The following is a 12,331-nucleotide window of genomic DNA, read 5'->3' as shown; positions in this document are numbered from 1 at the left end:
ACTTCGCAGTCGTCCACGCGAAACTCGCAAAGATGCATTCTGCGGTCATCCCCCTCACCTTTTCACCCGTTCGCCCCAGGTCAAGAACCGCCTCGCCGGTAACCTCCCGCCGAATGGCCGCGGGGAGGCAACTCCCAGCGAGATCCGCATCTTTGAACGAATCCGAGCGCCTGCAGTTCGAAGAGCTTCGCTTGGGTCACTTCCAGGGCCGTACCCGCATCACGGGCGATCTGCCGGATGTCGGCCGTCCCTCGTACGGGAAGTGCTTCGAGCAGGCGTGCGGCCGTCGGGTCCAGCAGGTCGCGCGCCAGGACCGGACCGCGCCGTTCGGGAGCCAGGTCGCCGATGCTGCCGACCAGTTCGACGACCTCGGCCGCATCGGCAACCACCGCCGCCTCGCCTCTGAGCAGTTGATGGACGCCGGCCGACAGACTGCTGGTGACCGGGCCGGGGAGACCTGTTTCCGCGCCCACCGCTCCGGCTCCGGCCATCACCCGGGGGTCCACCCGGCCCTCCACCCGCAGCGGTGGCACCAGGCCAGGGGACGGCACCGGTGTCCCCTCTATGGGGAGCACCTCCATCACCCGGTCGAAGGTCCCGTCGGCCAGCCACCTCATGAACCGAGTGTGCAGCGAGTTCCCGTTGCCGAACCGCTCCGGCAGCTCCCGCCAGCGCACTCCGGTGCGAGCCTTGTACAGCAGCGCGTCGACCACCACCCGGCCCGGCAGGGTGCGGTGATTCGGCGGCTCCCAGGCGGCGACCACCGGCGCGACCCGCGCCCAGGTCTCGTCGGTCAGCTCCGGTGGGACCGGGCGGCCACGATCGACGAACCACGCGGCCAGCGAGCAGCGCTTGCCCGGCCTCGTCTTCGGCACCGGCCCGGTGATCGTCACCTTCACCTCCAGCAGCGCCAGCACCGCCGCCTGGTCGGCGGGTCCCATGTCGCGCAGCCGGGTCCGGGCCAGCTTCGCCAGGGCTTCCAGGTCCCGGGCGCGCTGCTCGGCCGCCTCGTTCTCCCGCTGCCAGGCGACCGCCTCGTCCCGCAGTTGCACCAGCTGCCCCCGCTCCCGGATCAGGGCGGCGGTGGCCTGGGCGACCGCGTCCGCCGGGAGCCCGGCCCTGGCGTACTCCCGGACCGTGACCGACACCGCCCGGTCCAGGTCGGCGATCTGCTTATCGAAGTCCGCGATCCGGTCGCCGTGCTGTGCCTGGCCGACCGCCGCCAGCCCCACCCACTCCTGAGCCATCGCCCGCAGCCGGTCAGGGTCGCCCAGCAGCGTCACCACCTCTCCCCAGACCGCCCCCTCCACCGCGTCGGCGTCGACCATGTCGCAATCGCACTTCGGCGCCCCCGGGTACCGCTCGGCCTTGCCAATGCACCGGTACCAGCGGCCCGGCCGCCCGGACCGCTTCATGCCGACGAAATGGGCGCCGCACCCGCCGGTCAGCCGCTTCGACAGCGGGTAGGGCCGGGCGACGGATTTGGGGGTTCTGATCGCCAACCGGTCGAGGGCCGCCCGCAGCGCCATGACCTCCGAAGGAGTGAATACCGGATCAAGCGGAATGATGACGGTCCGACCGTTGACCGGCGTGCCGTCCCGGTTGAACTTCGCCCCGTGCCCGGCCCTCGATCGGTTCGGGTTCCGGAAGATCACCCGGGCGTTCAGTGTCGACTCCGACAGCAGCTTGGCCCGTGCGTTGGCGGCCGACCACGGCACACCCGACCTGGTGAGCAGGCCCAGGACATTGAGCCGCTCGGCCAGCTCGTTGGTGTTCATGCCGTCTTCGACGACCAGGCCCCACATGGCTTTCAGAACCAAGACCTCGGCCTCGCACTGGACCAGGTGACTCTTGCCCTTCTGGCCCTGGCAGGCGATCCGGTAGCCGTAGGGCGGGGCTCCCCCGGGCCAGCCGCCTTCCTCGGCCTTCTCCTGTAGCCCGCCCTGGGTGCGCTTCCGGATCACCTCGTACTCGGTCTCGGAGTAGTCGGCGTCCCTGCGCATCTTCTTGCGGCCCTCGACCGTGCTGTTGTCGTAGTCGTCCTCCACTACGCCGACGTACACGCCCAGGTCTTCCAGCGCCCAGACCCAGCGCCAGAAAGCCCGGCCGGTGCGGCCGATCGCCCGGCCCTCGTTCACCACCACGATGTCGAACGGCCGGGGCGTCCGGTGCGCGTCCTCCATCAGCCGCTTCAGGTCGCCCCGGTCGGCCGCCTCCAGTGACCCGCTGACCCCCTCGTCGGCGTAGGTGCCGACGTGGCCCCAGCCCTTGCCCGCGATATACCGGGCCGTTTTCTTGCCCGAGTACGCAATGCCGTAGCCCCGGGCCTGCTCCTCGGTCGAGACCCGCAGGTAGTCCACCGCCCTCAGGCGGGGGCCGACCGCCCGGTCGACCACTCCCATAGCGACGCCCAGCGCGTCCGTGTTTCGATCGTTCATGACTGCGGGGTTCCTACTTCCTCGGTCGCGTTGTTTCCGGTTGCGCACCGACCGGCCCGGGGCGTTGCGCCTCCCCGGGCCGGTCTGCGGGCGGTCGATTCACACGAGCTGGAACTTGGTGGTCCGGCGGTCCTGGCCTGCCCGGGTGCGGTAGTGGAATTCCTCGCCCTCCACCTGGCCCTCGTAGGTGCGGCCCTTCACCTTCGCCTTGACGGTCCCCGGGTCGGCCGAGGCAGCCGAGCCGGCCGACCTTGACGCGGCCCTGGCGGCTGCTCGCTCGGCCCTAGCGGCGGCCTTCGCCCTGGCCCGCTCGATCCCGGCGGTGACCATGTTCTGGAAGATGAACTCCCCGGCCAGGGTCTCCGCGTCGGCCACGGTGACCATTCCGCCGTCGTCCCGGCGGATGTCGTAGCCCTCGGCGCCCCACCGGATGAGGGCCCCCTTTAGCCGTCCGTCATGGCCCGGAGCGAACTTGCTGCGCGTGGTCGAGGTGCAGTTCGTCGTCAATTCCTCGTCATACTCCAGGTCACTGCCCGGCCCGTCCGACTCCCGGAGATTTACCAGCACCGAATAGCGACTGCACTCGCACGGGTGCGGCTCCTGGGCGTTCTTCTTGTTCTCGGTTCCGGTCATTTGTCGTCCCCTCCCTGATGATTTGCGCTTCCGACAAATTCCATTGAATCAGCCGAGATAAACCGCCCACAATTCACCCAGGAACACGAATTCACGGCAATGCTCACGCGGTATTCACACGCACCGGCCCCGGAAATACCCGCGAGGGGAGTCACGGACCCGCCGTGACTCCCCTCGTGAGGGCCGTCGCACCCGTTCTGAGCGGCCACAGGACGGTCAGCCCTCGCCCTTCACAAGCGTGAGCCCCACGGGCTCCTCCGGGGCCAGCCGGTACCGCTCGCCGTCCGCCTGCACCCGCCCGGCCTCCTGTAGCCGACGGAGCGCCTCGCGGATCGCGGGCCACTCCGCCCCGGTGCCCTCGATCAGTTCCGCCCGGGTCAGGGCGCCGTACTCCGCCAGCAGCCGGACCAGCCTCTCGCCGGTCTTGCCACCCTCCCCGGGCGGCAGAATGACCCGGAAATCCGGGCGTTCCCCGGCCAGTTGTTCGACCTCCGCCGAGAGGCACGGCTTCACGAACTCGGCCCGACAGACCACCGGGTTTTTGTGTTCGCGATCCCGCAGCAGGAACGACCCGGGCAGCTCCAGTTCCAGTGGGTTCCACGCGGTGTCGCTACCGAATGTGAACCTTGCGTGGTCGCGCTCGTCGACCCGGAAGCAGATCCGGCAGCCGAGATTGCCGCGCGGGTCAGTGGTGCCGCCGAACACCCGGTTCGACGGCTGCTGGGTGGCCATCACCAGGTGAATGCCGAACGCGCGCCACATGGCAAGCGCGGTCTCGGTCCGCTCGCTCATCTTCCGCTCGCCCTTCGGCACCCTGTCACCCTGGCGCTGCAGCTCGAACGCCTCGTCCACAAAGACGAAGATCTCCGGGCCGTCCTCGGTGTCCCAGTCGTCGATGCCCCGGGAGGTCATCAGGGCGCCCCGGCGGGCAGCTTCACACTCCAACCAAATGAATAGCGCGCGGGCCTGCTCGGCGTCCTTCGCCAGGGCCGCCAGCAGCGGCCGGACCTGGGACAGCTCCGGCGCTCCGGGCTTGAGGTCGATACCCACCAGGACGGCGTCCTCGCAGGCGGCCAGCCGCAGCGCGAGCAGCTTCATGAGCCCGCTCTTGCCACTGTCGGTGGCGCCCGCGACCAGCACGTGGCGGCCCTTGAGCAGGACGGCCACCGCTCCGCCGTCCGCGTCCATCCCCAGCACCACAGGTTCCCGGCAGGACCGGGCGGCGGTGCGGGCGTACGGGATGTCCTCGACGAGCGCGTCGGTGACGCCCGGCGGGAGAGCCGGCACCCCTCGGCTGGCCATCAGCTCCAGCCGCTGGCGCTGGACCTCGACGCGCATCGTCTGGATCTCGTGCTGCTGCTGGAGCTTGATCTTGGCGATCTCGTGGGCGCGCTCGTCCTTGAGGACGTTCCGCTCGTGCTCGGCCAGCCGGATCCGGTTCTCCGCCACCCGGATCTCGTGCGCCTGGCGTTCGCGCAGCTTCTCCAGCCGGTGGCGCGAACCTGCCCGCCAGTCCCGCCAGACGGCCACGCCCGAGACCAGGGTGACCGCCAGCCAGACCCAGCCGGTGGCCGGGCACAGACCCAGCCCCGCGGCCACGGCGGCCTGAAGGCTGGCCAGCGCGACCACTGCGGCGACGGTCGCGGGCTCGTTGTTGCAGGCCATCAGCAGCCGGACCGCGAGGACGGTGGCCAGCACCGCGACCAGGGCCGGGACGGCCGCCCAGCCCCACCCGGCCTGGGCCCGCAAGAGCATGCCCAGCCCGACCGCGAGAGTGGCCGGGAGCAGCGCGGCCAGGCACCGGAGCACGGGTCGCCCCTTCTGAATTTCGGTGGTTCGCATTTCCCGCTTCTCCTGTCGCGGAATTGCCGCCTGCTTTACTTTTCGCGGGGAATGCGGGGCAGGCTCCCGCACCCCCCGTCCACGACCCTCCGTGCAATTGCCGGTCGGTCGCGGTCGTCCACCGGCTTACACCCGGTGTCGGTGGTGGGCGCCCGGAGTTGCGGTTGCCTCCGGGCGCCTTCACCACCTGTCAGAGGTATCCGCCGGGGAGTTTCCGGGCCTGGCGACGCACTTCCGCCTTCACCGATTCCGGCTTGGCGGTCGGCAGAACCTTGAGGATCTGATCCGCCGCCTCTTCCTTGCTCGCTCCGCTCGCGAGCTGCTCGCGAGCAAGCTCGGCGAGCGACGAGCGCTGCTCGTGGCCGGTCAGAGGCGGTGCAGCGGTCTTGATGCCGGTTTCGCCTCCAACCGCGACGAGCACGTGCTCGGGCTGCTCGCTCGGCTGCTCGTCCGCGACGAGCACGTGCTCGCTCTCACCGACTCCGAGGTATGCGGCCAGCTCGCCGGTGACCTCGAACCACTCCGTCTGGTCCACCCGGTACTGCGCGAACCGTCGGTGCAACGACCGTTCGTGGTCCCGGCCGCCGTACTCGATCCGGACCACGTCCGACATCCGGAGCGACAGCCGCTCCATCCGCTTCCGCAGCTTGATGGTGGTACCGATCTTGACGCGGCTGCCGTTGAGCGCGAAGTAGACGACATCGGGGTGGGAGTGATGCCTGTCCTTGAACATCTCCCGGCCGTCTTCCACAGTGCCCGGCCCCGGTACGTCCAGAACGGGCTCAGGCCGAACCTTCACGGGAGGGATGTGCACCGGCACCGTGACTGGCTCGGGGGCTCGGGCCTGCCCGACGATCGTGGCCGACTGCTGAGGGGCCAACGCGAGCTGTTCGTCCCGGATGCGGGCCTCGCTGCGCGCCAACTGCCGCCGGACGGCGGTCATCGCGAGCCGGGCGTTCACCTCGGAGGTTTCGGCCTGGACCCAGGCCAGAGTCTGGGGATCCAGCTCCTTCGCCGTGTGGTGCTGGGTAACGGCCCACATGCCCTTTGCGATCAGCGACACCAGGGCGCCGAACGCCCCGACCCAGACCGAGCCGGACAGCCAGTGCTGGACGAAGATGGCGGCCATCGAGACCGCCAGTGCGGCCCAGCCGGCCCACTTCGGCAACCTTGCCCGACGGCGGTCGTAACGGCTCAGCCATTCGATCGCCATGCTCACCACCCAGGCGAGGTCGAACACTCCGGCGATGAGGTACGAGACCCAAGTCGGCGCGGCCCGGTCCAGCAGGCCACCAATGCCGGTGGTGGACCACGTGACCGCTCCCAGCACCACCAGCAGGGTCGCGGCCATCACAGCTCGCAGGACGATCGCGTCCCAGTCCCTCGGCGGGACGGTCACCTGCACGTCGTAGGGGTCAGGTACTTGGTGGGTCTTGCCGTCGATGGTGAGCGGGACCAGTCGCTCCCGCCGCTTGCTCGTGGTCTTCACGGCGTGCTTCGCTTCCTGTGCGGGCCGCCCCAGCTCTTGTCAGGGGACGGGACGGCCGGTGTGGGGCCCCCGGCGAGAGCCGGGGGTCTTCTGTCAGGCCGGGTCGACCCCACCGATGTCCAGGTCGGTTGCTGCCAGCCGGTCGATGTCGGGCTCCTTCATCACCCCGAGTTCGCTCGGCTTCATGACGGAGTAGTACGGCGCCTCAGCGAAGGTCGTGGGGCTGCGAAGCTCGGTCAGCTCCCTGTAGATGTCGGCCTTGCCGGGCGAACTCTCGGCATAGGCGCTGACCACTCCCTGCCACTTGGGGTCCACCCTGCCGACCGGGGAGGTGGCCATCTCTGCCGCGTGCAGTGCGATCGCTTGTGCGAGCACCGAGTCGCCGTCCCGCTGGGCGTGCTTGAACGCCCCGATCGCCTCGGTAGGGTCCTCGAACTTCTTGGCGCGGTCCCGGGCGTCCCGGCGACTGATCGCGTCGGTGCCGGTGGCCTTCTCTGCGCCGAACAGGCGGCGCTCCAAGCCGGTCCGCTTGCTCTGGTACGCATCGACGTCGGCTTGCTGTGCCGCTCGAAGCTTGTCCCTCGCCTGCGCGTAAGCACGAGCGATGGCGACCCGCTTGGCCTGCGGAGTGATATCCCTCCGGCCACGCACCCCCTCTACGTCCGCCTGGAGCTTCCCGTAGACCTGCTCGTACTGCTGCTTGCGGTCAGCCATTGCTGCTCTCCTTTGCTTCTTCAATCCGGGTGAACTCTTCGTCGGTCTTCGCCCGAAGCTCGGCCCAGGGGAATTCCTCGGGCATCCGGGACTCGATGGCGGCCTGCGCCAGGACGCGGGCGGCCAGCTGGATCGGGTCGGAGTCACTGCGGCTCCAGACCGAATCAGAGCCGGGAAGACGGAACGCCCCCGACTCGTGGACCAACGGCGGCTTGCCCCGGCGGTTCATCGGCCGATGGATCAGCAGGAACGCGGCCTCGTCGATGGCCTCGTTCCGGGCCTTACAGGCGGCCATCAATTCGCGCATCGCGTCCTTGGCGGCCTTGACCTTGACGCGAATCGCGTACAGGTCGTGGCCTTCGAGGACGGCCTGCGGTGTGCGGCTCATGTCTTTTGCCTCAAGTTCGAAAGATCCGACTGAATCGCTCGCTCACGGCGAGGTGCTCTACATGCCCGAGGGCCGGACATGCGGGTGGGGGGATAACCCCCCGGTTCCAGAGAAAGCGCGGGCGGCGCGGGCTCCGGTGGGGTCTCCCCGGGCCTCGTCCGGCCGCCCGGGTCCCTCGCGCCGGGCCCGTCGCAAGAGGCGCCCGGAGACACCGCCGGAGCCCGGGACGGGCCGAAGAGCAGGTGCAACAGCCGCTCATACGCGCCGTCGTCCATCGCCTGTTCCTGCCACCTGACCTCGGTAGTCATCCGGGCCCACCGCCCCGGATCAGGAGGTCCTCGGGTCGGCATTGCAGGACGCAGGCCATCGCCTGGACGGTCGCGGGATGGGGGTGCTGCCGGTTGCCCAGCTCGTAGCGGCGAATCGAGGTGATGTGTTGGCCGATCGCATCGGCCAGGTCTTGGCGGGTCAGACCTCGCTCGTTGCGGATTCTGCGCAGCGCGGCAGGGTCCAACCGAATCTTGGACGGCACGGATGACGAGTCCCATCACGGGCGTTCGCGCATCGACCTTCGGAGTCGGCGCCGGTGCGGCCCGATGTCCGCACTCGTGCGAGCTGTCGCGCTATCGCTTCTCGCCCCGGGTAGACCGGCCATCCTGTGGCGCGGAACCCTGCATGGGTCCAGTGGACCACTCGCCTTCCCGGCCACACAATCCACTGGAACGCTTGCGGTTGGGGCAAGCAGCCGGCGGACACGACGAGTGAGAGTGGACGGGTGTACAAATTGCCCAGGGCGGAGGGTGGACACCCCCTGCCCCACCCCTCCCGTACCCGGTGGGAGGGGGTGTCCTAGGACATGGGCGTGGGCAATTGAATCGCCCATGTCCACTTTGCTATTCGGGCAAGTAATGACTTCTCGTTACGACGCCCGTGCCTGTTCGCAGCAGCAGCAGAACTGGGGATGAACCAGGCTGGGCCTGCCCGCCCGGATGCTGGCCACCATCACCGCTTCTCCGGGCGCCGAATCCCGGTACGGCCCTCGCGGGTCTTCACTGCGGTCGTGGGGCTTGACCCACCACACCCGGCACCGGCCGATGTACCGGTCGGCCGTGAACCCCCGGGAGTAGCCCAGCACCCGGCCACTCCTGCTCCAGCCGTCGACCGGGTCACTGGTGTCGATGCCGACGCTCCAGCTGTAGGTGGTCTCCCGCACGTACGGGAATGCGGTCACGTCCTTCAGCCAGATGATCCTGGTCTCGTCCTCGAACCGGTAGTTCGGGATCATGCGCTCACACATTGGTCTTTCCTCGTGTCTGTTCCGTCGCGACCGGCGGCCACTGACTGCTGCCGGTGCTCGCCCCTCCGCCCCCGTCGTGCTGTCTTCCTGGCTCTCCCCATAGCCCGCACTAAGAAGTACTGGCGGTGGGGGGTGGTGGGATGTGGTGGGATTTCCGACCCCCCCATCTCGTTCTTCTATTTCTCGTTCCTCCGGATCCCCCCCCCACCAAATCCCACCAATCCCACCAGGTAGGTACTCCGTACCCGGTCAGAGGGGTTGCGGGGCTGGTTGGGTATCCCACCAGATATCCCACCAAGCGGAGGGGGGAATCCCACCAAGAAGGGGATCGGGCCCCCATTCGGAGGCCCGGAACCGGCGTCAGGAGCTGGTGGGATATCCCACCAGCTCCACCCAGTAGGTGTTCGAGCCCGACCGGCTGGCCTTCCTCAGCACAAGCGACGGTTCGCCCGTGCGGCCCCACACGTGGTTGACCTTGCCGGACAGGATGTCACCGGCTGTGCGGACGTCTCGCCGATCGCTCACGTTGGTGGGCAACATGAACGATCCGTCCCAACCGTCATTCGCACCGTTGTCAATGTGGTCCCTCATCAGTTGGTTGACCTTCAACCGGTCCCTGCCGTACTTCGCGTGCCAGGCCGCAAGGAACGGAACCCAATGCTCGGCCTCCGCGCTGGCTCCGGGGTCGTAGTTGTCCATGAAGCCTTCGACTCCGAGAAATTCCAGGAACCCGGCGGTCGGCTTCGCCCACCAGCCGTACGACCCGCGCATCGCGCATGTAGTCTCCTGCGCACCCTTAGCGACCCATGCGCGCCACAGGATCAAGCAGCACCAGATGAATTTGGCCTTATTGCGGCGGTCGCGCTGAAAGAACGACTCCAGGTCACCCAGCACGAAGCTGTCGCGCATGGCGGGATTTGCCATCCCGACATCTAGCTCGATGTCGAAGAACCTCCGCCGGTTGTCGTCGCTCAGCCGAGTGCCATTTCCAGTGAGCACCCAGAACATGTCGTTGATCATCCTGATGTTCTTGGTCTGACCCAGAATCCGAGCGTCCGGCAGTCCGCTGGTCAAGAATCGCGCCAGCGTAGTGTTTTTGACCAAGTAACCGTCCGGCACGTTGTCCAGGATGATTACCGACCCTCGCTTGTTGTACAGCGACGAGACGAGCGTCTTGCTCAGTTCGTGCTCGTCTGTGCTGTAATCCACCTCGGTCCCGCCAGCCGTCCAAAGCGGAACCTTGGCCAAGTACGACTTTCCGGTGCCCTGCGATCCGGCCACAATGTTCGCGCCCGGGGTCGGTTGCACCCCGCCGTCGCTGGCGCCTTCCAGGAACCGGCGGCCGGTGGCGTGAGTGGCGTAGGCGAATGCGTTCGCGCGGTCGGCTTGGCTGGCATACGGGAAATCGCCCAGAACCTTGTTGTACACGAAGTCGAAGGCGTAATCGACCTGCTCACCGGTGGGTTCGTCCGGCACGTCATCGAAAGCGCACATCGGATCGAAGTACATGCCACTCGCCGTGTCGTAGCCGGGGGCGTTCAACACGGTGCCGTCCGCCCGCAGGATCGGCACTCGGGTAATGCCTCGAAGTGACGGCACTCCCGGCCACGACCGATTGCCAAGAACGACTCGAAGCACCTCCTGGCGAGGTTGCTTCGGCTGCTTGACGGTCTCGCCGCTTTCGTTCTCCGACTTCTTGTAGAAGAAGATGTGGTCGGCCATTTCGTTGCCCAGACCGTCGTTGGTGAGGGGCGTCACCGCTTTCTCCGACTCACCCTGGGGAAGCTCGACACTTCCGTACCTGTCGAAGACCTTGACCAACACGCCGTTCTGAACGTAAAGGTCAGGGATTGCGCCGCAGTTGATGGCCTCCCGCAGATTGCGGATGTTAGATGCTCCGTCTTTCAGCGGGATCTCGTACCTCTTGGTTTTATCCGGAGCCGACCGAGGGCATTGCTTGCCGGAGCTGACACCGGACTCGATGGTCGGCAGGATGCCGTCCTCGCCGTAGTCCATGCCCGTTTCGAATGCAGCGGCCTCAAGCTCCGCGCGGACGTGCGCTTCGTTCAGTTCGCCGCCGCCGACCAGCCGGCCCATGTTGAACCCCACCTTGTTGAGTCGGTCGTTGCGGCACCCGTCGGGGCTCGTCACGAACTCGGAGACTGCGTTCTTTAGGGCGGCCAGCCCGTATCGGGTGCCCTGAGGTTCGGTGCACTTGCGCTGCGGGGCATCCGACCGCGTACGCCGGGTCTTCCGCAGACCGTCCACCCAGGCCTGTGGCAGCTCTGCCAGCTCATCCGGCCGGGGAACCCTGTCCGCAACCTGGCCGCCCGGCCCGTACCAGGCGTACTGCCACTTCACGCCCGGGTCGTCGTCGTCCGGGACGACCGACGGCCAAGCGACCATGTAGCGATGGTGGAACTGGACGGCCTCGATGTCATCGGTCGGGTTGGTTTCGAACTCGACGCCTTCCGGCACGCGGAACAGGTAGATGCGGGCCGGGCTGTCCGGTTCCCGCCTGGTGCTCGACCAGGTCGGCGGCAGCTCCCCCCATTCGGCGACCATCTCGGCGAGCCGGTCGGCTCCCAGCTTGACCTTGCCGTGCTTGGTGTAGTGGTCCACGTCGATGCCGACCACGCCGCGCGGCAGCCGGATGCCGATGTTGCTCGGCGTGCCGCCCGCCCATTCCGCGCATTGAACGTCGGTGGGCCAATCACCATCTCGGCCGGTGAAGTCCTTGGGCGGGTTCTTCTTCGCCAGGAACGGCAGCCGGAGGGTGCCGACCCACCCGGCTTCGCGGTACAGCCGCCAGCCAGCCGCGTACGGGCTCACTGCGGGTTCCGCCACTGCTTGCGCGGCCGGGAAATCGCCTGTTTTCCTGGGAGTGGAGAAACTGGTGATTTCCTGCCCCCCTGGTTGTGCCGACCGGGGGGCTTCACTTTGTGTGGTCATCCCGCCACCTCGTCCCGGTCGTCGAAGCGGGTGATCAGGTCGGTGTACGGGACTCCGAGAACATCAGCAATCTCACCGATCGTCGCGAGCAATGGGGTCTTCAGCCCGTATTGCCAGTTGCTGACGGTCGACACGTTGCGACCGAGCTTGTCGGCAAGCTGCTGTCGGCTGAGGCCGCGCTGTTCACGAATACGCCGCATGGCGGCACGGTCGAATACCAGGGCACACATGGAAGACCTCAATGGCGTGCCATTCGCCTCACCGGGTCGTGTACAGCGCCCGGCGGTCGATCCCCGCTCTGTGCGGTCTCTCTCGGCTGCTCCCCGCTCCCCGGTCTCTCACCCCGATGGGGCGGCCGGACGGCTCTGCGCCTGTCTACTCCCTACGGAAGCACACAGTTTCCTACGGCAGGAAGTATTCCCATTCGATCCCCCGCCTTGCGTTTTAGGCAAGCCGGCTGCTGGGTCAGACAGCGGATGACGGATGCCAGCGCGAGCAGGAGGAATGCCCCCGTCGTGGGCTCCCGTGGGGTCTCCGGCGGCCTCTCATGGCGCCTGCGGCACCGCTGGCCTACCCCC

Annotated in this window: 9 protein-coding genes and 2 pseudogenes; all 11 read right to left on the bottom strand. The window is 67.8% G+C overall.

Features of this window, described 5'->3' with window-relative positions; genetic code table 11:
• Positions 1-80: 80 nt before the first annotated feature.
• Positions 81-473, bottom strand: a pseudogene (locus tag ABZ840_RS10305) (DNA-protecting protein DprA); the annotation flags it as partial.
• A 117-nt stretch (positions 474-590) separates the two neighbouring features.
• A pseudogene (locus ABZ840_RS10300) lies at positions 591-2,402 on the bottom strand (recombinase family protein); the annotation flags it as partial.
• 135 nt (positions 2,403-2,537) lie between these two features.
• Positions 2,538-3,071 carry a hypothetical protein gene (locus tag ABZ840_RS10295; protein WP_361556302.1) on the bottom strand — a complete coding sequence of 178 codons (534 nt, stop codon included), beginning with the start codon at positions 3,069-3,071 and terminating at the stop codon, positions 2,538-2,540.
• A 216-nt stretch (positions 3,072-3,287) separates the two neighbouring features.
• Positions 3,288-4,913: an FtsK/SpoIIIE domain-containing protein gene (locus ABZ840_RS10290; RefSeq protein ID WP_361556299.1), complete on the bottom strand. Its 1,626-nt coding sequence runs from the start codon at positions 4,911-4,913 to the stop codon at positions 3,288-3,290.
• Between the two features lie 190 nt (positions 4,914-5,103).
• Positions 5,104-6,402, bottom strand: coding sequence for a GIY-YIG nuclease family protein (locus ABZ840_RS10285; protein ID WP_361556296.1), 1,299 nt, complete (start codon positions 6,400-6,402; stop codon positions 5,104-5,106).
• Between the two features lie 93 nt (positions 6,403-6,495).
• Positions 6,496-7,116, bottom strand: coding sequence for a hypothetical protein (locus ABZ840_RS10280; RefSeq protein WP_361556293.1), 621 nt, complete (start codon positions 7,114-7,116; stop codon positions 6,496-6,498).
• Positions 7,109-7,504, bottom strand: coding sequence for a hypothetical protein (locus tag ABZ840_RS10275; protein WP_361556290.1), 396 nt, complete (start codon positions 7,502-7,504; stop codon positions 7,109-7,111). The genes ABZ840_RS10280 and ABZ840_RS10275 overlap by 8 nt, the downstream gene beginning before the upstream one ends.
• A gap of 304 nt (positions 7,505-7,808) precedes the next feature.
• On the bottom strand, positions 7,809-8,036 hold the full coding sequence (locus tag ABZ840_RS10270; RefSeq protein ID WP_361556287.1) for a helix-turn-helix transcriptional regulator: 228 nt from the start codon (positions 8,034-8,036) through the stop codon (positions 7,809-7,811).
• Between the two features lie 387 nt (positions 8,037-8,423).
• A complete protein-coding gene (locus ABZ840_RS10265; RefSeq protein ID WP_361556284.1) occupies positions 8,424-8,801 on the bottom strand; it encodes a DUF6009 family protein in 378 nt (125 codons plus the stop codon).
• Positions 8,802-9,161: 360 nt separating this feature from the next.
• Positions 9,162-11,753, bottom strand: a complete 2,592-nt coding sequence (locus ABZ840_RS10260; protein ID WP_361556281.1) for a bifunctional DNA primase/polymerase — start codon at positions 11,751-11,753, stop codon at positions 9,162-9,164.
• Positions 11,750-11,983: a helix-turn-helix transcriptional regulator gene (locus ABZ840_RS10255; RefSeq protein ID WP_361556278.1), complete on the bottom strand. Its 234-nt coding sequence runs from the start codon at positions 11,981-11,983 to the stop codon at positions 11,750-11,752. Before ABZ840_RS10255 ends, ABZ840_RS10260 begins: the two co-directional genes overlap by 4 nt.
• Positions 11,984-12,331: the final 348 nt, after the last annotated feature.

The organism is Streptomyces sp. NPDC047117, assembly GCF_040643545.1.
Lineage (GTDB): Bacteria > Actinomycetota > Actinomycetes > Streptomycetales > Streptomycetaceae > Streptomyces.
The sequence above is the reverse complement of the archived record's forward strand: the minus strand, read 5'-3'. Positions and strand labels throughout refer to the sequence as shown.

Excerpts from the sequence above, each read along its gene's own strand:
- ABZ840_RS10260 (WP_361556281.1), bottom strand. The coding sequence starts at position 11,753 with ATGACCACACAAAGTGAAGCCCCCCGGTCGGCACAACCAGGGGGGCAG.
- ABZ840_RS10275 (WP_361556290.1), bottom strand. The coding sequence starts at position 7,504 with ATGAGCCGCACACCGCAGGCCGTCCTCGAAGGCCACGACCTGTACGCG.
- ABZ840_RS10290 (WP_361556299.1), bottom strand. The coding sequence starts at position 4,913 with ATGCGAACCACCGAAATTCAGAAGGGGCGACCCGTGCTCCGGTGCCTG.
- ABZ840_RS10255 (WP_361556278.1), bottom strand. The coding sequence starts at position 11,983 with ATGTGTGCCCTGGTATTCGACCGTGCCGCCATGCGGCGTATTCGTGAA.
- ABZ840_RS10265 (WP_361556284.1), bottom strand. The coding sequence starts at position 8,801 with ATGTGTGAGCGCATGATCCCGAACTACCGGTTCGAGGACGAGACCAGG.
- ABZ840_RS10295 (WP_361556302.1), bottom strand. The coding sequence starts at position 3,071 with ATGACCGGAACCGAGAACAAGAAGAACGCCCAGGAGCCGCACCCGTGC.
- ABZ840_RS10280 (WP_361556293.1), bottom strand. The coding sequence starts at position 7,116 with ATGGCTGACCGCAAGCAGCAGTACGAGCAGGTCTACGGGAAGCTCCAG.